The organism is Streptomyces sp. NPDC093097 (assembly GCF_044754325.1).
Lineage (GTDB): Bacteria > Actinomycetota > Actinomycetes > Streptomycetales > Streptomycetaceae > Streptomyces.
The window spans coordinates 459,403-482,300 of sequence record NZ_JBIVOW010000002.1 but is presented as its reverse complement, the minus strand read 5'-3'; the positions used below and the strand labels follow the sequence as shown (position 1 = coordinate 482,300).

The window sequence follows — 22,898 nt, the reverse complement described above, 5'->3', positions numbered from 1 at the left end:
GGCAAAGTACGAAGAAAGTTCGAAGGCGGCGGACCGTACGGAAATGCATCGGGGTCCGGCGTTGTTGCAGGGGGGCGGAGGCGAGCGCCCGCCTCGCCGAGGAGGTAGCTCGAGTTGAGCCACTACGTGTCCAGGCTCCGCAGCCGGCCCCATGGCCAGTTCGCGGGCCCGTCGCGCTTGCGGCTGCCCGGAGGGGCCCGGCGCCCCCGCCGGGTGGCGATGCTCAGTGTGCACACCTCACCGCTCCACCAGCCCGGCACCGGCGACGCCGGCGGGATGAACGTCTACATCGTCGAGCTGGCCAAGAAGCTCGCCGCGGCCGGTATCGAGGTGGAGATCTTCACCCGCGCCACCTCCGCCGCCCTCCCGCCCGCCGTCGAGCTGGCCCCCGGCGTCCTGGTGCGGCATGTGGCCGCCGGCCCGTACGAGGGGCTGGCCAAGCAGGAGCTGCCGGCCCAGCTGTGCGCCTTCACCCACGGCGTGATGCAGGCATGGGCGGGCCACCGCCCCGGCTACTACGACCTGGTCCACTCCCACTACTGGCTCTCCGGCCACGTCGGCTGGCTCGCCGCGGACCGCTGGCGGGTCCCCCTCGTGCACGCCATGCACACCATGGCCAAGGTCAAGAACGCCGCGCTGGCCGCCGGCGACGCCCCCGAGCCGGCCGCCCGGGTCATCGGCGAGACCCAGATCGTCGAGGCCGCCGACCGCCTGATAGCCAACACCGCCGACGAGGCGGAGGAGCTGGCCCGGCACTACGACGCCGATCCCGACAAGATCGCGGTGGTTCACCCCGGCGTCAACCTCGACCGGTTCCGGCCGCAGACCGACGAGGGCGCCGGTGACGTCGCCGCGAGCCGGGCCGCCGCCCGGGCCCGCCTCGGGCTGCCGCAGGACGCGGTCATCCCGCTCTTCGCCGGCCGCATCCAGCCGCTGAAGGCCCCGGACATCCTGCTGCGCGCCGCCGCCGCACTGGTCGAGACGGACCCCTCGCTCCGCTCCCGCCTGCTGGTCCCGGTGGTCGGCGGCCCCAGCGGCAGCGGCCTGGCCAGGCCCGAGGGCCTCCAGAAGCTCGCGGCCCGGCTGGGCATCGCCGATCTGGTGCGGTTCCGCCCGCCGGTCGGCCAGGAGCAGCTCGCCGACTGGTACCGCGCCGCGTCGGTGCTGGTCATGCCCTCGTACAGCGAGTCGTTCGGGCTGGTGGCGATCGAGGCCCAGGCGTGCGGCACCCCGGTCGTGGCCGCCGCCGTCGGCGGGCTGCCGGTGGCCGTGCGGGACGGCGTCAGCGGCTTCCTGGTCGCCGGCCACGACCCGGCCGACTACGCCCGTACGCTGCGCCGCTTCGTCGACGACGGGGCGCTGGCTGCCACCATGGGCACCGCCGCGGCCCGGCACGCCCAGTCCTTCGGCTGGGACACCGCCGCCGCCGCGACCGCCGACGTCTACACCGCCGCGATGCAGGAGCGCCGCCGTCACCTACGATCACTGCATGGGTGAGGAACGGCAGCCCTCCGGGGGCGAGCAGCAGGCGGCCGGCGCCGGTGCGGTGATCGAGCGCACCCTCAAGGACGCCGGCCTTGAGTGGGAGTCGCCGGCCGAGGGCAACTACGTCGTCACACTGCCCGGCACCCGCAAGCTCTCCACGACCTGCTCGCTGATCGTGGGCCGCCACTCGCTCTCCATCAACGCCTTCGTCGTCCGCCGGCCGGACGAGAACCACGAGGCGGTCCACCGCTGGCTCCTCGAACGCAACACCCGCCTCTACGGCGTCGGTTACGCCCTCGACGCCCTCGGCGACATCTACCTCGTCGGCAAGCTCCCGCTGGTCGCCGTCACCCCCGACGAGCTGGATCGGATCCTCGGCACCGTCCTGGAGAACGCCGACGGCAGCTTCAACACCCTGCTGGAGATGGGCTTCGCCTCGGCGATCCGCAAGGAGTACGCCTGGCGGACGGCGCGCGGGGAGTCCACCCGCAATCTGGCGGCGTTCGAGCGGCTGACGCGCGGCGACGCGGCGGAGCAGCCGGAGCCGCCGACCGGTCACGGCACGAAGCGCACCTGAGGGAAGCGCCCCGACGGACCGTCCAGCAGACGGCCGTCCCGGCCGCGCAGCCACCGGTCGAAGAAGGCGGTGACATAGGCCCGTTCGGCGGCCACCGCACGCCGGGGGGCCACGGTCCCGACCAGCTCCGCCAGGGCCGCCGGGGACAGCCCCGCCCGCCGGGCGGCCTGCGGGAGCAGCGCCTCCGCGTCGGTGTAGGTGGCGTGCCGGCCGCCGCGCAGCGTCAGGTCCCGCAGCCAGGTGCCGCGCGCCGCGCTGTGCCGCCAGGTCGCGTCCCAGGAGGCGACCGTGTGGTGGTCGTCCCCGGTCCCGCCCATCAGCATCAGCGGCCGGCCCACCCCGTCCCGCCCCACGGTGGACGGGTGGGACGGGTCGTCGTCGCGCTGGGTGTAGCCCAGCACCCCGTCCATGTCCACCGCCGCCCTGACCCGCGGGTCGTCGTGCAGTGCCTGCGCGGCGGTGAACCCGCCGGCGGACTGCCCGAACATCCCCACGGCGGCCAGGTCCAGCGCCCCGCGCAGGCCCACCGGCAGCGGCGACTGGGGCCCGCCGCGCGCCAGTTGACCGAGGACGAACCGGGCGTCGGCCACCCGCACCGCGCTGACCTTCTCCAGCAACGCGGTGATCCGGCCCGCCCGTTGGGCCTTCACCAACTCCTCCCGCAGCACGCTGCGCGCCACCCGGCCGTCCGGGAACTGCACGGCGGGGGCCTCGTAGGTGTGGTCCAGGGTCACCACCGCGTAGCCGCGGGAGGCGAGTTCGTCGCAGAGCGTGCTGCCGAACGCGCGAGGGTCGCCGGTACCGGGGGAGTAGAGGACCACCGGCAGCCGGCGTCCGTGCGGGCGGGCCACCGGGGCGCCCTGGTGCGCGTGGGTGAGGGTGGCGCCCCAGGCGACCCTGCCCGCGGGGACGCGGTCCGCGAGGCTGCCCAGCCGGTCGAACGCGGCGGCCTCGGCCGCGGTCAGCTGCGGCGCCCGCGGGAACCGCGCGGCGTCCCGGGTGGCGGGGTAGCGGACGCTCGCCATCAGCTCCCGGTGCGGCCGGCCGGCGACCCAGGGGTCGGGTCGCCGGTCGTCCGTCAGATGCAGCGAGACGGTGCCGACCGGATGCCGGCCGGTGGGTGCGGGGAGCACGAGCGCGGGCGCGGTGGCGAGCGCCATGGTCCGCGGCGCCGCGCCCCCGTTCGCGCCCCCGGCCGCCGTCCCGTTCGCCGCTCCCTCCGTCCCGTCCCCGATGCCCACCGCGACCCGCACCGCGAGCACCGCCACCGCCCCGATGCCCGCCACCCGCCACCACGCCCGAACGCCGCGGGGGGACCCCGCTCGTGCCGTGTTGCCCATCGCCTCTCCTCGTCCGCCGGTTCCCGAGGGCACGGCCCGCGCCTGACGCGCGTTCGCCGCCCGTACCGGCAACAGTCCCCGTTCCGACCGGCCCGATCGACCGTGCGCTCACCCGTCTTGGGGGTGTGGCCACCACGAAGACCCGGCGCGCCCCACGCCGACCCGCACGAAGGCCCCAGGACCTGCCGTCACGGGCCCGCCCTTCGGACAGACGACGGGGGAGTGAGGACAGGCCCTAGGACGAGGACGGGACTTCGCCCCGCCCGGTCTCGGCCCCGGCCCCGGCGCGTCCTTCGGCCGCCGGGGCACCGGATCGCTCCGGCCCGGTCTCCGCCCGCCCCGGCAGGTTGCGCAGCAGCAGCGCGTACCCGGCCGCGGCCACCGTCCCGACGACCGCGCAGCCGGCCCAGAGCACCCCGGGGCCGAAGTGGTCGATGACCGTGCCGCCCAGCAGCGGGGCGGTCAGCGAGGCGACGGACCAGGACAGCGAGTACATCCCCTGGTAGCGGCCGCGGCCGTGCCGCGGGGACAGGCGGACCACCAGGCCCATCTGCGTGGGCGAGTTGATGACCTCGCCGAGCGTCCAGACCGCGACCGTCACCGCGTACAGGGCGACCGACCCGGCCAGCGCCGTCAGCCCGAAGCCGTAGCCGGCGAGCAGCGCCGAGCCGATCAGCAGCAGGGCCGGGCTGCGGTGCTCGATGAAGCGGGTGACCGGGATCTGGAGCAGCACGATCAACGCCCCGTTGACGGCGATGACCAGCCCGAAGTCCGCGCTGGAGAAGCCCGCCAGCCCCATCGACACCGGCATCGACACATACGCCTGCTGGAAGATCAGCGCCAGCAGCAGGTTCAGCCCGACGACGGTCATGAAGCGCCCGTCGCGCAGCACCGTCAGCATCGAGATCCGCTCCGCGCCCGCCGCCTCGTCCGGTGCGTCCGCGGCCCCGCCGGCCGACGGGCGCGACTCGGGCAGGGTGAAGAACACCACCAGCGCACACGCCAGCACCAGCGTCGCCTCGCCCAGGAAGAGGGCCAGATAGCCGTGTTCGGCGATCAGCCCGGCGACGCTGGAGGAGATTGCGAAGCCGAGGTTGATCGCCCAGTAGTTCAGGGAGAAGGCGCGGATGCGGTCCTTGGGGGCGACGATGTCGGCCATCATCGCCTGCACCGCGGGCCGCGAGGCGCTGGAGGCCATCCCGACCAGGCAGGCCACCACGGCGATGGCCACCGGATCGGTCATGAACCCCAGCAGCGCCACGGACACCGCCGTGCACACCTGCGCCACCAGCATCGTCGGCCGCCGCCCGAGCCGGTCGGTGAGCACCCCCGCGCCCAGCGACGAGACCACCCCGCCGAGCCCGTACAGCGCGCCGACGAACCCGGCGTACGAGGCCGAGTAGCCGCGCTCGACGGTCAGATAGAGGGCCAGGAACGTGGCGACGAACGCCCCCAGCCGATTGATCAACGTGCTGGTCCACAGCCACCAGAACTGCCGGGGCAGACCGGAGACGCTCTCCACCGCGGCCCGCCGGAGCCGCGACCACCCCCGGCCCCCGAAGCCCTCTACGGACGCAGACATGACAAGGATCCCCCCTGGATACCGAACCGGACCGCACCGGACCGCGCCCCATGGACGCGCACCGACGACACCTGTAAGCGGTGAAGGCGACCTGCGCAAACTACAAACCGGAGGGTCGGACCGCCACCCGATTGACCGGAAGCGTCAAACGTCACCACCCCACCGCACCCCGGGTCTGTGCAGGTGACAGCCGCGCGACGGCCCGCGATCCGGCGTCGATTACGCTCGACGGCATGGCCACCGCACCGTACAAGCTGATCCTGCTCCGCCACGGCGAGAGCGAGTGGAACGCGAAGAACCTGTTCACCGGCTGGGTGGACGTCAACCTCAACGAGAAGGGCGAGAAGGAGGCGGTCCGCGGCGGAGAGCTGCTCAAGGAGGCCGGCCTGCTCCCCGACGTCCTGCACACCTCCCTCCAGAAGCGCGCCATCCGCACCGCGCAGCTGGCCCTGGAGGCCGCCGACCGCCACTGGATCCCGGTCCACCGCAGCTGGCGCCTGAACGAGCGTCACTACGGCGCGCTCCAGGGCAAGGACAAGGCGCAGACCCTGGCCGAGTTCGGCGAGGAGCAGTTCATGCTCTGGCGCCGCTCCTACGACACCCCGCCGCCCGCGCTGGAGGACGGCAGCGAGTTCTCCCAGAGCGGCGACCCGCGCTACGCGTCCATCCCGCCGGAGCTCCGCCCGAAGACCGAGTGCCTCAAGGACGTCGTCCTCCGGATGCTGCCGTACTGGTACGACGGCATCGTCCCGGACCTCATCGCCGGCCGCACCGTCCTGGTCGCCGCGCACGGCAACAGCCTCCGCGCCCTGGTCAAGCACCTGGACGGGATCTCGGACGCCGACATCGCCGGCCTGAACATCCCCACCGGCATCCCGCTCTCCTACGAGCTCGACGCCGACTTCCGCCCCCTCAACCCCGGTGGCACCTACCTCGACCCGGAGGCCGCCAAGGCCGCCATCGAGGCCGTCAAGAACCAGGGCAAGAAGAAGTAAGCCCGCATGCGCACGCCCCCTACCAGCGGTTTCTCCGCCGGTAGGGGGCGTGTTCGCGCTCCGGGGCCGTCGGCGGGCCGGGGCCGCGCGGTCACCGCGCCGTTGCCGTACCGCCGTGGGCGCGGGCCCTCAGCAGTTGCCGCCGCACTGGCACGGGCCGCCGGACTGGCAGCCGCAGCCGCACCCGGAGCCGCAGCCGCAGGCACCGAGGAGCGGGAGCAGCGGCCGGTCGACGGCCGTCGACTCGTCCTGGGACGCGGGGTTCGGGGAGTCCGCCATGAGTGCCATCCTTCGCCTCCTAGAGGTGACCTGGTGCTTATTGCATGCCCCGGTGCACAGGCGCGTCAACGGCGCGTGGGCGCACGTTACGCGCCCTCCACCGCCGTCGAGGGGGCGATCTCGTCGGCGTGCTCGCCGGTCACGAGGTAGACCACGCGCTTGGCCACGGAGACCGCGTGGTCCGCGAAGCGCTCGTAGTAGCGGCCCAGCAGGGTCACGTCCACGGCCGTCTCGATGCCGTGCTTCCAGCGGTCGTCCATCAGGTGCTGGAAGAGGGTGCGGTGGAGCAGGTCCATCGCGTCGTCGTCCTGCTCCAACTGGAGCGCGAGGTCGACGTCCTTGGTGATGATGACCTCGCCGGCCTTGGCCATCAGGCGCTGGGCCAGCTGCCCCATCTCCAGGATGGTGGCGTGCAGATCGCGCGGCACCGCCCGCTCCGGGAACCGCAGCCGGGCCAGCTTGGCGACGTGCTGCGCCAGGTCGCCGGAGCGCTCCAGGTCGGCGCTCATCCGCAGGGAGGTGACGACGATCCGCAGATCGGTGGCGACCGGCTGCTGGCGGGCCAGCAGGGCGATGGCCCGGGCCTCCAGATCACGCTGGAGGTCGTCGACCTTCTCGTCCGCGGCGATGACGTTCTCGGCCAGCTTCAGGTCCGCGTCGAGTATCGCCGTGGTGGCGCGCCCGATCGCGGAGCCGACGAGCCGGGCCATCTCGACCAGGCCCTCGCTGATCGAGTCCAGCTCCTCGTGGTACGCGTCCCGCATCAGTGACCTTCTCTCGCTTCGAGGATGTTGGGGGTCCGAAGTGCCCCCGGGGGATTCCCGGTGGCGTTGCGCGGTGATGCATGGGGGGTGGCCGTTGCGCCCACGCTCCCACGGACCGTCCGCCGGCAGGTGCCCGCACCGTCAATGTGCGGCCGGATCGCGACCTCCGGTCCCACCCGGGATGAACCACCACCGACGTGGAGGTGAACTCTGGGAGTCGCCGCCGGGGCCGCGAGCGTCCCGGCCCGGTCCCGCCGTCGCGGTGAGTGAACCGTCCGCGACGCCACGGTGAACTCTGGGCGAAGGGTGTCCGAGCAGCGGCTCCGGGCGCTGGGGGAGTGTCGGAGGCGGCACATACTCTGGATTCATGAACGTGGACGCGGCGGTCGCCGCGATGGCAGCGATCGCCGGGCTCTGCACCGGCGTCTTCGCCATGCTGGCGTTCCGCTGGAGCGAGCGGGATCAGGCCAAGCCCACCCGCACGTCCCTGCACACCGAGGCGGTCCTGCCGCCCGGTGTCGACACCGTCCTGTCGGTGCTGCGCTCCTCCGCCGTCGTCCTCGACGAGGCCGACACGGTGGTCAAGGCCAGCTCGGCGGCGTACGCCCTCGGGCTGGTGCGCGGCGGCCGGCTCGCGGTGGAGCCGATGCTCCAGATGGCGCGGGACACCCGCCGGGACGGGGAGATACGCCAGGTCGAGCTGGATCTGCCGCGCCGCGGCACCGGCCGCGGGGACGCCCTCGCGGTCTCCGCCCGGGTCGCCCCGCTCGGCTCCCGGCTGGTGCTGCTCCTGGTCGAGGACCTCACCGAGGCCCGCCGCATCGAGGCGGTCCGCCGCGACTTCGTGGCCAACGTCAGCCATGAGCTCAAGACGCCGGTCGGCGCCCTCTCGCTCCTCTCCGAGGCCGTGATGGACGCCAGCGACGACCCCGAGGCGGTCACCCGCTTCGCCGGCCGGATGCAGAACGAGGCCACCCGCCTGACCAACCTCGTCCAGGAGCTCATCGACCTCTCCCGGGTGCAGAACGACGACCCGCTGGAGGACTCCGAGCCCGTCCTGGTCGACGAGCTGGTCGCCGAGGCGGTCGACCGCTGCCGCCAGCAGGCCGGCACCAAGCAGATCACCATCGCCGCCGGAGGCACCGCCGACCTGCATGTCTGGGGCAGCCGCGGCCAGCTCGCCGCCGCCCTGGGCAACCTCGTCGAGAACGCCGTCAACTACTCCCCGGCGCGCACCCGCGTCGGGATCGCCGGCCGCCGGGTGTCCTCGCCCGGGGGCGATTCGATCGAGATCGCGGTGACCGACCAGGGCATCGGGATCTCCGAAAAGGACCGGGACCGCATCTTCGAACGGTTCTATCGCGTGGACCCGGCGCGCTCGCGCGCCACCGGCGGGACCGGTCTCGGCCTCGCCATCGTCAAACACGTGGCCGCCTCGCACGGCGGGGAGGTCACGGTGTGGAGCGCTGAGGGACAGGGCTCCACCTTCACCCTGCGTCTCCCGGAAGCGGGGGCCGTACGCGACCGCGAGCGGCCCTCGGACCTCACCGCGGAGGGCCTCGACGACGAGGACCGCCCGTACGAGACCTTCAACGATCCGCTCCCTGCTCACCCAGCCCCGGAGGTCCTTCCGTGACTCGAGTGCTCGTCGTCGAGGACGAGGAATCGTTCAGCGACGCACTGTCGTACATGCTTCGCAAGGAGGGCTTCGAGGTCGCCGTGGCGGCCACCGGCCCCGACGGCCTGGACGAGTTCGAGCGCAACGGCGCCGACCTCGTCCTGCTGGACCTGATGCTGCCGGGCCTGCCCGGCACCGAGGTCTGCCGCCAGCTGCGCGGCCGCTCCAACGTCCCGGTCATCATGGTGACCGCCAAGGACAGTGAGATCGACAAGGTCGTCGGTCTCGAAATAGGGGCCGACGACTACGTCACCAAGCCCTTCTCCTCCCGCGAACTGGTCGCCCGGATCCGCGCGGTGCTGCGGCGCCGCGGCGAGCCGGAGGAGGCCGCCCCGCAGGCCCTGGAGGCCGGCCCGGTCCGGATGGACGTGGACCGCCACGTCGTCACGGTCTCCGGCGGCAAGGTCGACCTGCCGCTCAAGGAGTTCGACCTGCTGGAGATGCTGCTGCGCAACGCCGGCCGGGTGCTGACCCGCATGCAGCTGATCGACCGCGTCTGGGGCGCCGACTACGTGGGCGACACCAAGACCCTCGACGTCCACGTCAAGCGGCTGCGCGCCAAGATCGAGCCCGACCCGGGCGCCCCGCGCTATCTGGTGACGGTCCGCGGCCTGGGCTACAAGTTCGAGCCGTAGGCCGGCGCCCGGCACCGGTGACCGGGTGCATGCAAGCCACAAGGGGCGCTCCTCCCGGCCGGGAGGAGCGCCCCTTGCGCAGTGTGCGGCTGATCAGTGGCCGGCGTGCGCCGTCTCCGAGGGCGAGCCGGAGCTGCCCGGGGTGGCCGACTCGCCCGGCTTGCCGGACGCGGAGGTGCTCGGCTGCGGCGCCACGGACGGGCCCCAGCTCTCGAAGATGTTCTTCGCCGGGACGACCAGGGCGCTCAGCGTCACCTTGCCGGCGGCGCTGAAGCTGAAGGTCAGCGGCTGGACGTTGCCGTCCTGGACGGACTCGCGGCCGCTCTCCAGGACAGCGCTGGGGTTGCCCTTGCCGCCGATCGTGACGTAGCCGCCGGCCGGCACGTTGACCTTGCCGGACAGCTTGGCCGACTGACCGGTCTTGTCGATCGTGATACCGGTCAGCTGCTGGTCCTTGGCACCGGAGTTGAACACCGTCGCGGTGATCGCCGCCGGGCCCTTGGCGCTCGCTTGCGGCTGGGTGACGATATTGGCGTTCTGCACCTTGATGTCACCGACGCTGGTCTCGGCGCTGTCCGGCTTGACCTGCAACGTCTGGGCGTCGTTCCCGGCGGCGCAAGCGGAGAGGGAAGCGATCGAGAGCGTGAGGACGGTGGCGGCGAGGACGCCGCGTCGAAGGCTGCGGCTCACGGCGGCGGCATCTCCTTGACGAACTACGGCGGCCGAACGTTCGTGCCCGGTCGCGGATGGACGGCTGGGAGCGGCACTGCGTGCGCGTCATGGCGACGAGCACGTAAAGCCGCCCTAAGGGTGGGTCAGCGCCGCTAGGTTACCGAGCCGCCCTCGCGCTCCCGCACCCGACCCGCCCCCTACGCGATCACGCCCCCGCCGCCCGCCCCGGTCCGCCCCCGCCGGCACCCCCGGGCGGCGGCCCCGAACGCCTCCCCCGAGAGGATTTCCGGAAGGCCATCTCGGCCCGATCTCGGTGTCGATCTCCGGAGAACTGCGCGCCATATTCGGCACCCGGCCGTTCGAGTGGGCGGCCGCGATGTTTCCCCGGTGAAAAGAGGTATTCACAAGGAATGCACATGCCGCCCGAAATTGATCACACGAGCCCGCGTGTGGTCGTTGATCAATTCAGGGAATCACGCCCGACTCGTCACCAAGCATCCGAACGGAGTAGCGGAACTCGCTCAGGTGGATCGGTGCAAAACATGACGTATCGCCCATTGATCTTTGACATTCCGGTGCGCCACGGGCGGCTTTCCTCGCGCCTTCGAAGCCCCTCCGACCTGCGAATACCTATGCCGCGAACCCCCTCGCAGCACGTCCCGGCCGCTGTTGTCAAGCCCCGAGATATGCCCTGACCTGCGAAAACGCCATTCAGAACGGCCCGCTCCCGTGTTAGCATGGATAGCCACGGAAGGGGTACCTGTCACATGACGTTCAAGGTTGGCGACACCGTGGTCTATCCCCATCACGGGGCCGCGCTGATCGAGGCCATCGAAACTCGCCAGATCAAAGGCGTGGACAAGACCTACTTGGTGCTGAAGGTCGCCCAGGGCGACTTGACTGTTCGTGTGCCAGCGGACAATGCGGAGTTCGTCGGCGTACGCGACGTGGTCGGCCAGGACGGGCTGGACCGGGTCTTCGAGGTGCTGCGCGCACCGTATGCCGAAGAGCCGACGAACTGGTCCCGTCGCTACAAGGCAAATCTTGAGAAGCTCGCTTCCGGCGATGTGATCAAGGTCGCCGAGGTCGTCCGTGACCTGTGGCGGCGCGAGCGCGAGCGCGGACTCTCCGCCGGTGAGAAGAGGATGCTCGCCAAGGCCCGCCAGATTCTGGTGAGCGAGCTGGCCCTCGCGGAGAACACCAACGAAGACAAGGCCGAGGCCCTGCTCGACGAGGTCCTCGCGTCCTGACGACGCGCACGTCGACTGCGACGACGCAGTGACGGTGCCCCAAGCGGTGTGCCGGCGCAGCAGCAACGACGCAGTAGCAACCGAGCAATGCCGCGGTGCCCGAGTGACGACCGCCTCCCGAAGCGGAGGGTCTGTTGCCGGGCGCTGCGGCATATCTGCGGGTAGTGCGTGGGAAGGCCGGACGCTGAGCCGGCGGCGGCTTCCTCGGTGAAGACCGCCGGGTCCTGCCTCCCACTGCGGTGAGCAGGGGCGCCCCCGTGGCGTGCCGGGTTCGGGATGCTGCCCCGACCGCTGTCACGGAAGGGTTCCGGTCAGGGCGTCACGCCCGGCACACCCCCGAGCTCCACGGGCAGGGGGTCCCTCCAGGCCATACCCACCCCGCCCGAGGAAACAAACCTGTCTGCCCCAATTCCGGGCCCGCCCGGACTTTCGGAGCCATCGATGTCAGATTCCTCCCGCCCGGTCCGTACCGCGGCGGTCATCCCCGCCGCCGGCCGCGGTGTCCGGCTCGGACCCGGTACCCCCAAGGCGCTGCGCACCCTCGGCGGCACCCCGATGCTGGTCCACGCGGTCCGCGCGATGGCCGCCTCGCGCGCCGTCACGCACATCGTCGTGGTCGCCCCGTCGGACGGCGCCGACGAGGTCCGCCACCTGCTCGACGCCCACCCGCTCGCCGACCGCACCGGGCTGACCGTCGTCCCCGGCGGCGCGACCCGCCAGGAGTCGGTCCGGCTCGGGCTGGCGGCGCTGCCCGACGGGATCGACGTGGTGCTGGTGCACGACGCGGCCCGCCCGCTGGTCCCGGTCGAGACCGTGGACGCGGTGATCGCCGCGGTCCGCGACGGCGCCCCGGCGGTGGTCCCCGCGCTGCCGGTGGCCGACACCGTCAAGCAGGTCGAGCCGCGCCCCCAGGGCACCCCGGAGCCGGTGGTCGGCACCCCGGAGCGGTCGCTGCTGCGCGCCGTGCAGACCCCGCAGGGCTTCGACCTGCCGACGCTGCTCAAGGCGCACGAGATCGTCGTGGCGGGCGAGGGCGCCACCGACGACGCCGGGCTGGTGGAACGGCTCGGGGAGCCGGTGGTGCTCGTCCCCGGCCACGAAGAAGCGTTCAAGGTGACCCGGCCGCTGGACCTCGTCCTGGCCGAGGCCGTACTCGCCCGTAGGAGGGCCACCGATGGCTATGTCTGAGACGACCGGGGCGGCCGCCGCGCTGCCCGGCATCCCGCTCGTCGGCGTCGGCACCGACGTGCACGCCTTCGAGAAGGGGCGCGAGCTGTGGTGCGCCGGGCTGCTCTGGGACGCCGCGGCGAGCGACGGCTACGGGCTGGCCGGGCACAGCGACGGTGACGTGGCCGCGCACGCCGCCTGCGACGCGCTGTTCTCCGCGGCCGGCATCGGCGACCTCGGCGCGCACTTCGGCACCTCGCGCCCGGAGTGGTCCGGCGCCTCCGGGGTGACGCTGCTGGCCGAGGCGGCGCGGATCGTCCGCGCCGAGGGCTTCGCCATCGGCAACGTCGCGGTGCAGGTCATCGGCGTCCGGCCGAAGGTCGGCAAGCGCCGGGACGAGGCGCAGCGGGCGCTGTCGGCGGCAGTCGGGGCACCGGTCTCGGTCTCCGGCACCACGACGGACGGGCTGGGGCTGACCGGCCGCGCCGAGGGGCTGGCGGCGATCGCCACCGCCCTGGTGGTGCGCACCGGCTGAGGCCGCCCGCGGGCCGGGTCGGGCGCCGCCCCGACCGGGCCCCGATCGGGCCCGCGTGCGGGAATGCCCGGCGCGGTAGGGGCGTTCGGCGGGAATCCGGGTACTGGTGTTTCTCGGAAGTGATCGGTTCGGCCCACGGGAAAGGAACCTCGTGTCTGCAACGCTCTCCGACGGACTCAAGAAGCTGCTCGACTCCCCGGTCTTCGTGATGGTGGGGACGATCCAGCCGGACGGCAGCCCCCAGCTGTCCCCGGTCTGGGTCAAGCGGGACGGCGACGACCTGCTGATCTCCACGACCGTCGGCCGCCGCAAGGAGAAGAACCTCCGCCGCGACCCGCGGGTCTCGGTCGTCCTCCAGCCCTTCGACGCGCCGTACACCTACGCCGAGATCCGCGGCGAGGCGACGCTGAGCACCGAGGGCGGGCAGCAGCTGATCGACGAGCTCTCGCGGAAGTACACCGGCAAGGCGTACGCGGAGTTCAACGCGGACGCGGCCAACGACGCCGAGCGGGTCGTGGTCCGGATCACCCCGCGGAAGGTGGTCGGCGGGGTCTGATCCACCGGGCTGAGGAGCGGCCGTCCGGAAGCCCTCCGTCCACAAAAAACCGGCGAATCGGACAGCTTCGGTGGATCTGTGGCCCCGTGCTCCCTAGGGCACGGGGCACTCCCGCATTCCGACTACCCTTGTCCCGTGACCATTCGCCTGTACGACACCAGCGCCCGGCAGATCCGTGACTTCACCCCGCTCACGCCGGGCTGTGTCTCGATCTACCTCTGTGGCGCGACCGTGCAGGCCGCACCGCACATCGGGCATATCCGGTCCGGCCTCAACTTCGACATCATGCGCCGCTGGTTCGCCTACCGCGGCTACGACGTGACGTTCGTCCGCAACGTCACGGACATCGACGACAAGATCATTCAGAAGTCGGCCGAGCAGGGCCGCCCGTGGTGGTCGATCGGCTACGAGAACGAGGTCGCCTTCAACGCGGCCTACGACGCCCTCGGCTGCCTGCGTCCCACCTACGAGCCGCGCGCCACCGGCCACATCCCCGAGATGATCGAGATGATGCGCGGCCTGATCGAGCGCGGCCACGCCTACGCCGCTGACGGCAACGTCTACTTCGACGTGCGCTCCTTCCCGGAGTACCTCCAGCTCTCCAACCAGGAGTTGGACCACCTCCGCCAGCCGTCCGGCGAGGGCGAGACCGGCAAGCGGGACGCGCGCGACTTCGCGATGTGGAAGGCGGCCAAGGAGGGCGAGCCCAGCTGGGAGACCCCCTGGGGCCGCGGCCGTCCGGGCTGGCACCTGGAGTGCTCGGCGATGGCCCACAAGTACCTGGGCGGCGCCTTCGACATCCACGGCGGCGGCGTCGACCTCGTCTTCCCGCACCACGAGAACGAGATCGCGCAGGCCAAGGCCTACGGCGACGACTTCGCCCGGTACTGGTCGCACAACGCCTGGGTGACCATGAGCGGCGAGAAGATGTCCAAGTCGCTGGGCAACTCCGTGCTGGTCTCGGAGATGGTCAAGCGCTGGCGGCCGATCGTGCTGCGCTACTACCTCGGCACTCCGCACTACCGCTCGATGATCGAGTACAGCGAGGAGGCGCTGCGCGAGGCCGAGTCGGCGTTCGCGCGGATCGAGGGGTTCGTCCAGCGCGTGGTGGAGAAGGCCGGGGTCGTCGAGCCCGCGGCCGAGGTGCCGCCGGCGTTCGCCGAGGCGATGGACGACGACCTGGGCGTCCCGCAGGCGCTGGCGATCGTGCACACCGCCGTCCGGCAGGGCAACTCCGCGCTGACCGCCGACGACAAGGAGACCGCGGTGGCCCGGCTCGCCGAGGTGCGGGCGATGCTCGGGGTGCTCGGTCTGGACCCGCTCGACGAGCGCTGGTCCGGCGGCGGCACGGACCGCGGCGAGGACCTGCACGGGGTCGTCGACTCCCTGGTCCGGCTCGTCCTGGAGCAGCGACAGGGCGCCCGCGCCCGCAAGGACTACGCCACCGCCGACGCCATCCGCGACCAGCTCCAGCAGTCCGGCCTCGCCATCGAGGACACCCCGTCGGGCCCGCGCTGGTCGCTGTCGTGAAGTCCGTCCCCGGGGCCCGCCCCGGGGACCGGTCACACCCCCGGCCACCAGCCGGATTCGCCCTTCCCGGTGGCCGCGGGCGACACTCAATCCATACGTACGTACCCACTCCACGTCGCGAGACGTCGAGAGCAGTGAAGAAACAGGTGACCCATGGCCGGCAACAGCCAGCGCAGGAACCGCCGCACGTCGAACAAGAAGGGCGCTCAGGTCGGCAGTGGCGGTAAGCGGCGCCGGTCTCTTGAGGGCAAGGGCCCGACCCCGCCGGCCTCCGCGCGCAAGGGGCACGTCAAGAACCGCATCGCCAACGCCAAGGCCAAGCAGAGCGCGACCCGCCGCCCGGCACCGCGCCGCGGTGGCGCCAAGGGCACGGCCGAGCTGGTCGTCGGCCGCAACCCGGTCGTCGAGGCGCTGCGCGAGGGCGTGCCGGCGACCACCCTGTACGTGCAGCAGTTCATCGACAACGACGAGCGGGTGCGCGAGGCGCTCCAGCTCGCCAACGAGCTGGGGCTGAACCTCCTGGAGGCGCCGCGGCCCGAGCTCGACCGGATGACGAACGGCCTCAACCACCAGGGCCTGGTCGCCCAGATCCCGCCGTACGAGTACGCGCACCCCGAGGACCTGTCGGCGGCCGCCCTCGACGACGGCGAGGACCCGCTGATCGTCGCGCTGGACGGTGTCACCGACCCGCGCAACCTCGGTGCCGTGGTCCGGTCCGTGTCGGCCTTCGGCGGCCACGGCGTGGTCGTCCCGGAGCGCCGGGCGGCCGGGATGACGGCCGGTGCCTGGAAGACCTCGGCGGGCACCGCGGCCCGTACGCCGGTGGCCCGCGCCACCAACCTGACCCGGGCCCTGGAGTCGTACCAGAAGGCCGGACTGACGGTGGTCGGACTGGCCGCGGACGGCGACGTGGAGCTCCAGGACCTGGAGGTCCTGGACGGTCCGGTCGTCATCGTCGTCGGCAGCGAGGGCAAGGGCCTGTCGCGGCTGGTCGGCGAGACCTGCGACGTGCGGGTGCGGATCCCGATGCCGGGCGGCGCGGAGTCGCTGAACGCCGGTGTCGCGGCCGGTGTGGTCCTGTGGGAGGCGGCGCGCCGCCGCGCCTGACCCGCGGCCGCCGTCGGGTGTTCTCCTCCCGCGTCCCGGGCCGGGCGAGCCGTGTGCCGCCCGGCCGGGGACGGGGGCAGCCCTGCTCGACCCGGCCGAGAGCCCGGGGGAGCCTGACGCTCCGTGTGCCCCCGCCGCAGCACGTGATCTTTTGACGGGTCTCGGACAGTTCGGGCCGGTCAAGGCAGTGTCTTAACCGCGGGTCACTCGGTTAGATGAGCGTGGACACCAGAACACCCCGCACACCTACGGGGGGACGCTCGTCGGGTTTCGACGACGAGCCGGTCCTGAGCTCGGTCAAGGTGCCGTGCGATCCCGCGCAGGTCATCGTCAACCACGCCAGCTTCCGCGTGCAGCTCGCCCCCGCGGCCGCCGGCGCGCTGGCCGGGACCGCGCGCGTACCCGCTCTGCGGGGATCGCCGCCCAGACGCCGCACGCCCGTGGTCTGGAGCGGTCGCACCGAACCGGGCGGCGCGGCCGGCGCCACCACCCAGCTCCTGCACGCGGTGCGCGAAGCGGGCATCGGCCTGGACTCCCACCCCGCCGAGGAGCTCGGTGCGACCCAGGTCCTGCCCCGCGTCCGGTTCGGCGACGCCCCCGCCTCCACCGTCGTCGGCCAGCGCGGTCCCGTCGACGGCGAGGACACCGTGCCGCGCGGCACCCGCGCGGTGCCCGGCCAGTTCGCCGGGCGCCGGTACGGCGACGGCGGGGACGGCCGCGACGAGGACCGGTTCGAGGCGCGCGACCTCTACGACTCCGGGGCCAGGCGGCGCGGTGGCGACGGCGTCCGGCACGCCTACTACCCCGGCCGCCGGATGAACCTCGGCGTCGTCCTGCTCCCGCTGCGGATCTTCCTCGGTCTGATCTCCGTCTACGCCGGCATGGGCAAGCTCTGCGACCCCCTGTACTTCGACGGCGGCAACCGGGGCTCGATGGTCGCCTGGCTGCACTCCCTGCACCCCTGGGAACTGGCCGTTCCGCTGCGCGACCTCGCGCTCGCGCACCCGATCGGCGCCGGCCTGACGGTGGCCTTCCTCCAGGTCGTGGTGGGCGTGCTGACCATCTGCGGACTGTGGCAGCGGCTCGCCGCCTCGTTCGGCGCGCTGCTCTCCGCGGCGCTGCTGATGACCGTCAGCTGGCGCTCCTTCCCCGCCTACGACGCCCCCGACATCATCTACCTCGCCGCCTGGAGCCCGCTGATCATCGCCGGCGCCCCCGTCTACTCCATGGACGCCCGGCTGGCCGGTGAGGCATGGCGGCGGCTGGGCCCGCGGGTCGAGGTCAGCGCGCTGCGCCGCCGGGTGCTGCGCCGCGGTGCCGTGCTGACCGCGGTGATCGCCGGACTGACCCTGCTCGTCGGCTCCCTGCTGGGCGGCGCCGTACGGACCGCGCGGGTGCCGACCGTGCCGCGGCCCGGCGAGCCCGCGATCAACAACCTCCCCGGCTCGCCGCTGCCCCGCCCCGAGCACAGCGCCCCCCGCCCCGACCGCCAGACCCCCAGCCACTCCGGTACGCCCTCCATCAGCGCCTCCCACCGGGCCCACACGCCGGGCACCCCCTCGGCCTCGGCCCCCGGCACGCCGTCGCCGTCGGGCCGCACCGGCTCCTCGACCCACCGCCCGGGCGCGACCACCAGCGCCCCGCAGCAGTCGGCCCCGGCCCATCACCGCGCTCCCGCCCGTACGTTGGCGCCGACCACCGCGGGCGGTGCCGGCGGCGGCTCGACCGGCAGCAGCTCCAGCAGCGGCGCCCCCGGCGGCGACTCCAGCCACGGCAACGCTCTGGGCGGACTCCTGGGGTGACCCACCGGGGCCCGGCACCCGGCCCGCACCCCGCGGCCCTGATGCCGCGCCCCGACCGTTCGTCCCCGACCACCCGTCCCCGACCGCTCCGCTTCCGTACGGCCTCGCCGGTGGGAGCGAGCGGTCGGGGACGCGTCGTTACGGGGGCGCTGGGGGGTGCGGCAGGGCTGCTGGGGGCCGGCGGGTGAGGGGCCGGGCTTTCGTCCGCCGGGGGCTCATCGCCGAGGGGGCGGGGGCGGAGGCCGGGAGCCGGGGCTCAGCTGCGGGACGTGTCCCCTGCCGGGCCTGTCGGACCCGTCAGACCAGTTGGATCCATCGGACCTGTTGGACCCGTCATGCCTGCCGGGCCTGCCGGGCCTGTCGGGCGCTCAACGGTCGTGGTCCGCCAGCTCGTTGGCGGCCTCGGCGAGGTCCTTGGCGGTGTCGATGGCGCGCCAGTAGGCCCCTTGAGGGAGCGGATAGCCGGCCAGTCGGCGTTCCCGGGCGAGGCGCGGGAAGGTGGTGCGCTCGTGGTCGCCGCGGGCGGGCAGCAGCGCGGTGAAGGCGGCGGAGAAGACGTAGACGCCCGCGTTGATCAGATAGGGGGAGGGCGGCGCCTCGATGAAGTCCAGGACGTGCCCGAAGGCGTCGGTCTCGACGACGCCCCAGGGGATGCGCGGGCGGGCCAGCGCCAGGGTGGCCGCGGCGTCGCGCTCGTGGTGGAAGGCGGCCATCTCGCGGAGCGGGAAACGGGTCCAGACGTCGCCGTTGGTGGCGTACCAGGGTGCGTCGGGGCGGGGCAGGGAGCCGGCGGCGTACTTCAGGCCGCCGCCGCGGCCCAGTGGCTCGGTCTCGACGACGGTCGTGACGCGCAAGGGGAGCCGGGCCCCGGCCAGCCACTCCTGGAGGACCTCGGCGAGGTGGCCGCAGGAGATGACGACGTCGGTGACGCCCTCTGCGGCGAGCCAGTTCAGCTGATGGCCGATGATCGGGGTTCCGGTACCGGGAATCTCGACCATCGGCTTGGGGCGGTCATCGGTGTACGGACGGAGGCGCGAGCCCTGGCCGCCGGCCAGGACCACGGCCTGTGTGGGATGCGGGGTGCTGGTCATGGTTCGCACGCCGGGCGGTGCGAGCAGGGGTCACTGAGCGGCGGCCACGCCGGAGGCGAAGGAGGTGTCGCAGACCGGGCGGGAGAACGCCTGGGCGCGGTGGGCGGCACCGTACTTGGCGACCGCTGCGCGGCCGAGGGCACGGGCGATGGAGGCGCAGTGCCTGGCCAGCGAGGGCCGGGCGGTGGTGGCCTCCTGGAGGTGCGTCAGGGCGACGCCGGGGTCCTCCTCCTGGAGTTCGACGAGGAGGCGGTCCCGGAGGACGTCCTGGGCGGCACGGGGGCCGACCTTGGCGGCGACCTTCCCGGAGGCCGCGGCGAGCACCTGCGGCTCGGTGGTCTTCGCGGCCCAGGGGACGCGGGTGACCGCGAGGGTCCCGGAGAGCACGAGGACGACGGGCAGGACGAGGGCGAGGGTTCGGCCGATACGGCGGGCTGCGGAGTTCACGGTGGTGATGGTAGCGAGGAGTGATGATTTGGCGACATTTAGTCACCTTATCGAGGGAAGGAAAGACTCCTCGCCGCGGTTGTTCGGTTGACGCGCGAATACGAAAAGCCGCCTCCCGGGCGGGACTTGACGGGCTCCAGAGGAGTCCGCGGGGCCCTTTCCGGGCCCCGCGGGCGCGGGCCCGCCGCGGGCCCCGGAAAGGGGCGGCGCCGGGGCGGCCGCGCGCCTTACCCCGCACGACCGCCGCAGCAAACCCACCCGGTCGGGTGGACGGGCCGATCGCCCCCGCCCACCCGGCACCCGAGGCCCCGCGGCCGGCCAACCGGCCAACCGGCCAACCGGGCCAACCGGCCAACCGGCCAACCGGTCAGTCCGTCAGCCGCTCGCCCGTCGAGGTGGAGAAGACATGGGTCTCGCCCGGCTGCGGGACGACGTGCAGCTGGGCGCCCTTGGCCGGCACCTGGCGGCCGTTGACCCGTACGACGAGGTCCTTGACCGCCCCGCCGACCTCGGCGGTCCCGTAGACGTAGCCGTCCGCGCCCAACTCCTCGACGACGTTGACCGTCACCGCCAGGCCGGCCGGGGCGTCCGAGGCCTCCTTGGAGAGCGCCGCGGCGGCCGCGCCGTTCTGCTCGACGATGTCGAAGTGCTCGGGCCGGATGCCGACCGTCACCGTCGAGTCGCCCTCGGCGCCGGCCAGTGCCTCCCGGCTGACCGGCACCACGCTGTTGCCGAACTTCACGCCGCCGTCGGTGATCGGCACCTCGACGAGGTTCATGGCCGGCGAGCCGATGAACCCCGCGACGAAGAGGTTCGCCGGCCGGTCGTACATCTTCCGCGGCGAGTCGACCTGCTGGAGCAGGCCGTCCTTCAGGACCGCGACCCGGTCGCCCATGGTCATCGCCTCGACCTGGTCGTGCGTGACGTAGACCGTCGTGATCCCGAGGCGGCGCTGGAGCCCCGCGATCTGGGTGCGGGTCTGCACCCGCAGCTTGGCGTCCAGGTTGGACAGCGGCTCGTCCATGAGGAACACCTGCGGCTCGCGGACGATGGCGCGGCCCATCGCGACCCGCTGCCGCTGGCCGCCGGAGAGCGCCTTCGGCTTGCGCCCCAGGTACTCCGTCAGGTCCAGGATCTTCGCCGCGTCCTCGACCTTCTGCCGGATCTCGGCCTTCGGCACGCCGGCGATCTTGAGCGCGAAGCCCATGTTGTCGGCGACCGTCATGTGCGGGTAGAGCGCGTAGTTCTGGAACACCATGGCGATGTCCCGGTCCTTGGGCGGGAGGTGGGTGACGTCCCGGTCCCCGATGCGGATGGCGCCCTCGTTGACGTCCTCCAGCCCCGCGAGCATCCGCAGTGAGGTGGACTTGCCGCATCCGGAGGGGCCGACGAGGACGAGGAACTCGCCGTCCTCGATGGTGATGTCGAGCTTGTCGACCGCGGGCTTGTCGGAACCCGGGTAGATCCGGGTCGCCTGGTCGTAGGTGACCGTTGCCATGGTGTGTCCCTTCACCGGCAGGAACGTGCCGGACGATCCGAGTAAAGGAGTGGACGGCCCACCGCCGCGGGCCCCACCACGCGAAGTGGTGTAGTCCACAGCGACGAACCGGTCGAGACGCTACCGGCGCGGGGGGCGGGTGTCAGTAGGTGCGAGGTCACGAAATGCGGGGTGGGGTGGGGAGGTGCGGGGTGCGGCGAGGGGCCGCGGGGGCGGTCGTGGGGCCGCGGTAGGACCGATGAGCGAATAGGGCGACCGGCATCGGGCACGCCTGGGTACACTTCTTCCGGTACGCCTCCTTAGCTCAGCTGGTCAGAGCACCGCTCTTGTAAAGCGAAGGTCGTCGGTTCGAATCCGACAGGGGGCTCTGCGCTTTGAGCAGGGAAGAAGCCCTGGGCCGGTGGTGGCCTGGGGCTTCTGGTGTTTGTGGCTGATGTCGGTGCGGGGGCGGCCTTGTGGTGATGGGCCTGTCGCTTCGGGTAGCGGTTCGGGTGGCTGATCGTTTTCTGTCGGGTGTGGTGAGCCGCATGTGTGCGACGCCGCGCTGTGTGGCGGGAGGGACGGGGAGTGGTCGCCGGAGGGGTGGGGTGGTGGATGGTCGTCGTCGTGCGGATGGGGTGAACACGTCGGTGAAACGGGGGAGTTGGGCGTCGGGGTGTCCCAAGGGGGAGGGGGGTGCGCTTAGGGGGCTGCTTGTGGGGGCGGGGCCCGGAAGTGCTCGGTGATTTGTGGGGGCGGTGAGGGGTGGTGCGGCGTAGATTCGCGGCATGGTGACTTCGATGGCGCGGGATGTGTACCAGCGGCGGATGGCGCGGGCGGGGCAGGCCGCGGCGGAGGCCGGGTTGGCCGGGGTGATCGTCACGCCGGGGCCGGATCTGGTGTGGCTGTGCGGGTACCGGCCCACGGCCGTGACCGAGCGGCTGACGGCGCTGGTCATCGAGCCGGGGCGGCGCGGGCGGCTGCTGGTGCCCCTGCTGGAGCGGCCGGACGCGGAGCGTGCCGAGGGGGCCGGGGCGCTGGACGCGGTGGGGTGGGCCGACGGGGCGGATCCCTGTGCCGAGTTGGGCAAGTGGTTGGCGCCGCAGGGGCGTTACGGGGTGTCGGACGGGATGTGGGCGCTGCATCTGCTGGGGTTGCAGCGGTCGGCGCCGGGGGGCGGTTACGCGGCGCTGACGGAGGCGCTGCCGATGCTGCGGGCCGTCAAGGACGCGTACGAGGTGGAGCGGCTGGCGGCGGCGGGGGCGGCCGCGGACGCGACGTACCAGGACATCCTGGGGGTGCCCTTCGCCGGGCGGCGGGAGGTCGACGTGGCGGCCGATCTGGCGCGGCTGCTGACCGAGCACGGGCACAGCCAGGTGGACTTCACGGTCGTCGGGTCCGGGCCCAACGGGGCCAATCCGCACCATGAGGCGGGGGAGCGGGTCATCCAGGACGGCGACATGGTGGTGCTGGACTTCGGCGGGCTGAAGGACGGGTACGGGTCGGACACCTCGCGGACCGTGCACGTCGGGCAGCCGAGCGCCGAGGCGCGGGCGGTGCACGAGATCGTGCGGGAGGCCCAGCAGGCGGCGTTCGAGGCGGTGCGGCCCGGTGTCGCGTGCCAGGAGATCGACCGGGTGGCGCGGCGGGTGATCGAGGCCGCGGGGTACGGCGAGTACTTCATCCACCGGACCGGGCACGGTATCGGGGTCACCACGCATGAGCCGCCGTACATGGTGGAGGGCGAGCAGCTGCCGTTGGTGCCGGGGATGTGCTTCTCGATCGAGCCGGGGATCTATCTGCCGGGGCGGTTCGGGGTGCGGATCGAGGACATCGTGGTCTGCACGGAGACCGGGGGGCGGCGGTTGAACGTGACCGCGCGGGAGTTGGCGGTGGTGGGGTAGCGGGCGGGGACGTCCGGGAGCGGGG

21 protein-coding genes and 1 tRNA gene are annotated in these 22,898 nt (G+C 72.8%); 14 read left to right on the top strand and 8 right to left on the bottom strand.

The window, feature by feature from the left end; genetic code table 11:
• The first annotated feature begins 114 nt into the window (after positions 1-114).
• Together mshA and ACIQE0_RS05065 are read left to right on the top strand one after the other, a co-directional pair.
• Entirely contained in the window at positions 115-1,497 is a 1,383-nt protein-coding gene (gene mshA, locus ACIQE0_RS05070; RefSeq protein ID WP_384100290.1) for a D-inositol-3-phosphate glycosyltransferase, read from the top strand.
• Positions 1,490-2,062 carry a YbjN domain-containing protein gene (locus ACIQE0_RS05065; protein WP_366332305.1) on the top strand — a complete coding sequence of 191 codons (573 nt, stop codon included), beginning with the start codon at positions 1,490-1,492 and terminating at the stop codon, positions 2,060-2,062. Before mshA ends, ACIQE0_RS05065 begins: the two co-directional genes overlap by 8 nt.
• On the opposite strand, the gene ACIQE0_RS05060 is transcribed toward ACIQE0_RS05065, so the two are convergent.
• Both ACIQE0_RS05060 and ACIQE0_RS05055 read right to left on the bottom strand, forming a co-directional pair.
• Positions 2,041-3,402 (bottom strand): alpha/beta hydrolase family protein, encoded by a 1,362-nt coding sequence (locus tag ACIQE0_RS05060; RefSeq protein ID WP_402329138.1) that lies wholly within the window; start codon positions 3,400-3,402, stop codon positions 2,041-2,043. The two genes, ACIQE0_RS05065 and ACIQE0_RS05060, sit on opposite strands and share 22 nt — an antisense overlap.
• Before the next feature lie 235 nt (positions 3,403-3,637).
• Positions 3,638-4,984 (bottom strand): MDR family MFS transporter, encoded by a 1,347-nt coding sequence (locus tag ACIQE0_RS05055; RefSeq protein ID WP_402329136.1) that lies wholly within the window; start codon positions 4,982-4,984, stop codon positions 3,638-3,640.
• A 233-nt stretch (positions 4,985-5,217) separates the two neighbouring features.
• On the opposite strand from ACIQE0_RS05055, the gene ACIQE0_RS05050 reads away from it, so the two are divergent.
• The gene (locus ACIQE0_RS05050; protein ID WP_366332308.1) at positions 5,218-5,979 is read left to right on the top strand and encodes a phosphoglyceromutase; all 762 of its coding nucleotides are present in this window, start codon (positions 5,218-5,220) and stop codon (positions 5,977-5,979) included.
• A gap of 129 nt (positions 5,980-6,108) precedes the next feature.
• Here the strand turns inward: ACIQE0_RS05050 and ACIQE0_RS05045 are convergent, their stop codons facing one another.
• Both ACIQE0_RS05045 and phoU read right to left on the bottom strand, forming a co-directional pair.
• Complete coding sequence (locus ACIQE0_RS05045; protein ID WP_366332309.1) at positions 6,109-6,258, bottom strand: hypothetical protein; 150 nt, start codon at positions 6,256-6,258, stop codon at positions 6,109-6,111.
• An 86-nt stretch (positions 6,259-6,344) separates the two neighbouring features.
• A complete protein-coding gene (gene phoU / locus ACIQE0_RS05040) occupies positions 6,345-7,022 on the bottom strand; it encodes a phosphate signaling complex protein PhoU (protein ID WP_366332310.1) in 678 nt (225 codons plus the stop codon).
• Between the two features lie 367 nt (positions 7,023-7,389).
• On the opposite strand from phoU, the gene ACIQE0_RS05035 reads away from it, so the two are divergent.
• Both ACIQE0_RS05035 and ACIQE0_RS05030 read left to right on the top strand, forming a co-directional pair.
• Positions 7,390-8,658 carry an ATP-binding protein gene (locus ACIQE0_RS05035; protein ID WP_366332311.1) on the top strand — a complete coding sequence of 423 codons (1,269 nt, stop codon included), beginning with the start codon at positions 7,390-7,392 and terminating at the stop codon, positions 8,656-8,658.
• On the top strand, positions 8,655-9,335 hold the full coding sequence (locus ACIQE0_RS05030; protein ID WP_366332312.1) for a response regulator transcription factor: 681 nt from the start codon (positions 8,655-8,657) through the stop codon (positions 9,333-9,335). The genes ACIQE0_RS05035 and ACIQE0_RS05030 overlap by 4 nt, the downstream gene beginning before the upstream one ends.
• A 93-nt stretch (positions 9,336-9,428) precedes the next feature.
• Here ACIQE0_RS05030 and ACIQE0_RS05025 read toward each other — a convergent pair whose 3' ends face one another.
• Positions 9,429-10,025, bottom strand: coding sequence for a DUF461 domain-containing protein (locus ACIQE0_RS05025; protein WP_366332313.1), 597 nt, complete (start codon positions 10,023-10,025; stop codon positions 9,429-9,431).
• A gap of 749 nt (positions 10,026-10,774) precedes the next feature.
• On the opposite strand from ACIQE0_RS05025, the gene ACIQE0_RS05020 reads away from it, so the two are divergent.
• From ACIQE0_RS05020 to ACIQE0_RS04990, 7 genes are all read left to right on the top strand, one after another.
• Positions 10,775-11,257: a CarD family transcriptional regulator gene (locus ACIQE0_RS05020; RefSeq protein WP_003953493.1), complete on the top strand. Its 483-nt coding sequence runs from the start codon at positions 10,775-10,777 to the stop codon at positions 11,255-11,257.
• A gap of 441 nt (positions 11,258-11,698) precedes the next feature.
• Positions 11,699-12,445 carry a 2-C-methyl-D-erythritol 4-phosphate cytidylyltransferase gene (gene ispD / locus ACIQE0_RS05015; protein WP_366332314.1) on the top strand — a complete coding sequence of 249 codons (747 nt, stop codon included), beginning with the start codon at positions 11,699-11,701 and terminating at the stop codon, positions 12,443-12,445.
• Positions 12,432-12,959: a 2-C-methyl-D-erythritol 2,4-cyclodiphosphate synthase gene (gene ispF / locus ACIQE0_RS05010; protein ID WP_384100305.1), complete on the top strand. Its 528-nt coding sequence runs from the start codon at positions 12,432-12,434 to the stop codon at positions 12,957-12,959. The genes ispD and ispF overlap by 14 nt, the downstream gene beginning before the upstream one ends.
• Positions 12,960-13,110: 151 nt before the next feature.
• The gene (locus tag ACIQE0_RS05005; RefSeq protein ID WP_366332316.1) at positions 13,111-13,515 is read left to right on the top strand and encodes a PPOX class F420-dependent oxidoreductase; all 405 of its coding nucleotides are present in this window, start codon (positions 13,111-13,113) and stop codon (positions 13,513-13,515) included.
• A 135-nt stretch (positions 13,516-13,650) separates the two neighbouring features.
• Positions 13,651-15,045, top strand: a complete 1,395-nt coding sequence (gene cysS / locus ACIQE0_RS05000) for a cysteine--tRNA ligase (RefSeq protein WP_366332317.1) — start codon at positions 13,651-13,653, stop codon at positions 15,043-15,045.
• Between the two features lie 153 nt (positions 15,046-15,198).
• Positions 15,199-16,152: a 23S rRNA (guanosine(2251)-2'-O)-methyltransferase RlmB gene (gene rlmB, locus ACIQE0_RS04995; protein ID WP_366332318.1), complete on the top strand. Its 954-nt coding sequence runs from the start codon at positions 15,199-15,201 to the stop codon at positions 16,150-16,152.
• Positions 16,153-16,367: 215 nt separating this feature from the next.
• The gene (locus tag ACIQE0_RS04990; protein WP_402329131.1) at positions 16,368-17,954 is read left to right on the top strand and encodes a DoxX family membrane protein; all 1,587 of its coding nucleotides are present in this window, start codon (positions 16,368-16,370) and stop codon (positions 17,952-17,954) included.
• Positions 17,955-18,322: 368 nt separating this feature from the next.
• Here ACIQE0_RS04990 and ACIQE0_RS04985 read toward each other — a convergent pair whose 3' ends face one another.
• The 3 genes from ACIQE0_RS04985 to ACIQE0_RS04975 form a co-directional block, all read right to left on the bottom strand.
• Entirely contained in the window at positions 18,323-19,045 is a 723-nt protein-coding gene (locus tag ACIQE0_RS04985) for a nucleotidyltransferase family protein (RefSeq protein ID WP_366332320.1), read from the bottom strand.
• Between the two features lie 30 nt (positions 19,046-19,075).
• The gene (locus ACIQE0_RS04980; RefSeq protein ID WP_384100313.1) at positions 19,076-19,492 is read right to left on the bottom strand and encodes a hypothetical protein; all 417 of its coding nucleotides are present in this window, start codon (positions 19,490-19,492) and stop codon (positions 19,076-19,078) included.
• A gap of 367 nt (positions 19,493-19,859) precedes the next feature.
• A complete protein-coding gene (locus tag ACIQE0_RS04975) occupies positions 19,860-20,990 on the bottom strand; it encodes an ABC transporter ATP-binding protein (protein WP_402329128.1) in 1,131 nt (376 codons plus the stop codon).
• Between the two features lie 293 nt (positions 20,991-21,283).
• On the opposite strand from ACIQE0_RS04975, the gene ACIQE0_RS04970 reads away from it, so the two are divergent.
• Together ACIQE0_RS04970 and ACIQE0_RS04965 are read left to right on the top strand one after the other, a co-directional pair.
• Positions 21,284-21,357: transfer RNA gene (locus ACIQE0_RS04970), tRNA-Thr, on the top strand.
• 400 nt (positions 21,358-21,757) lie between these two features.
• Complete coding sequence (locus ACIQE0_RS04965) at positions 21,758-22,873, top strand: M24 family metallopeptidase (RefSeq protein WP_402329126.1); 1,116 nt, start codon at positions 21,758-21,760, stop codon at positions 22,871-22,873.
• The last annotated feature ends 25 nt before the right edge of the window (positions 22,874-22,898 follow it).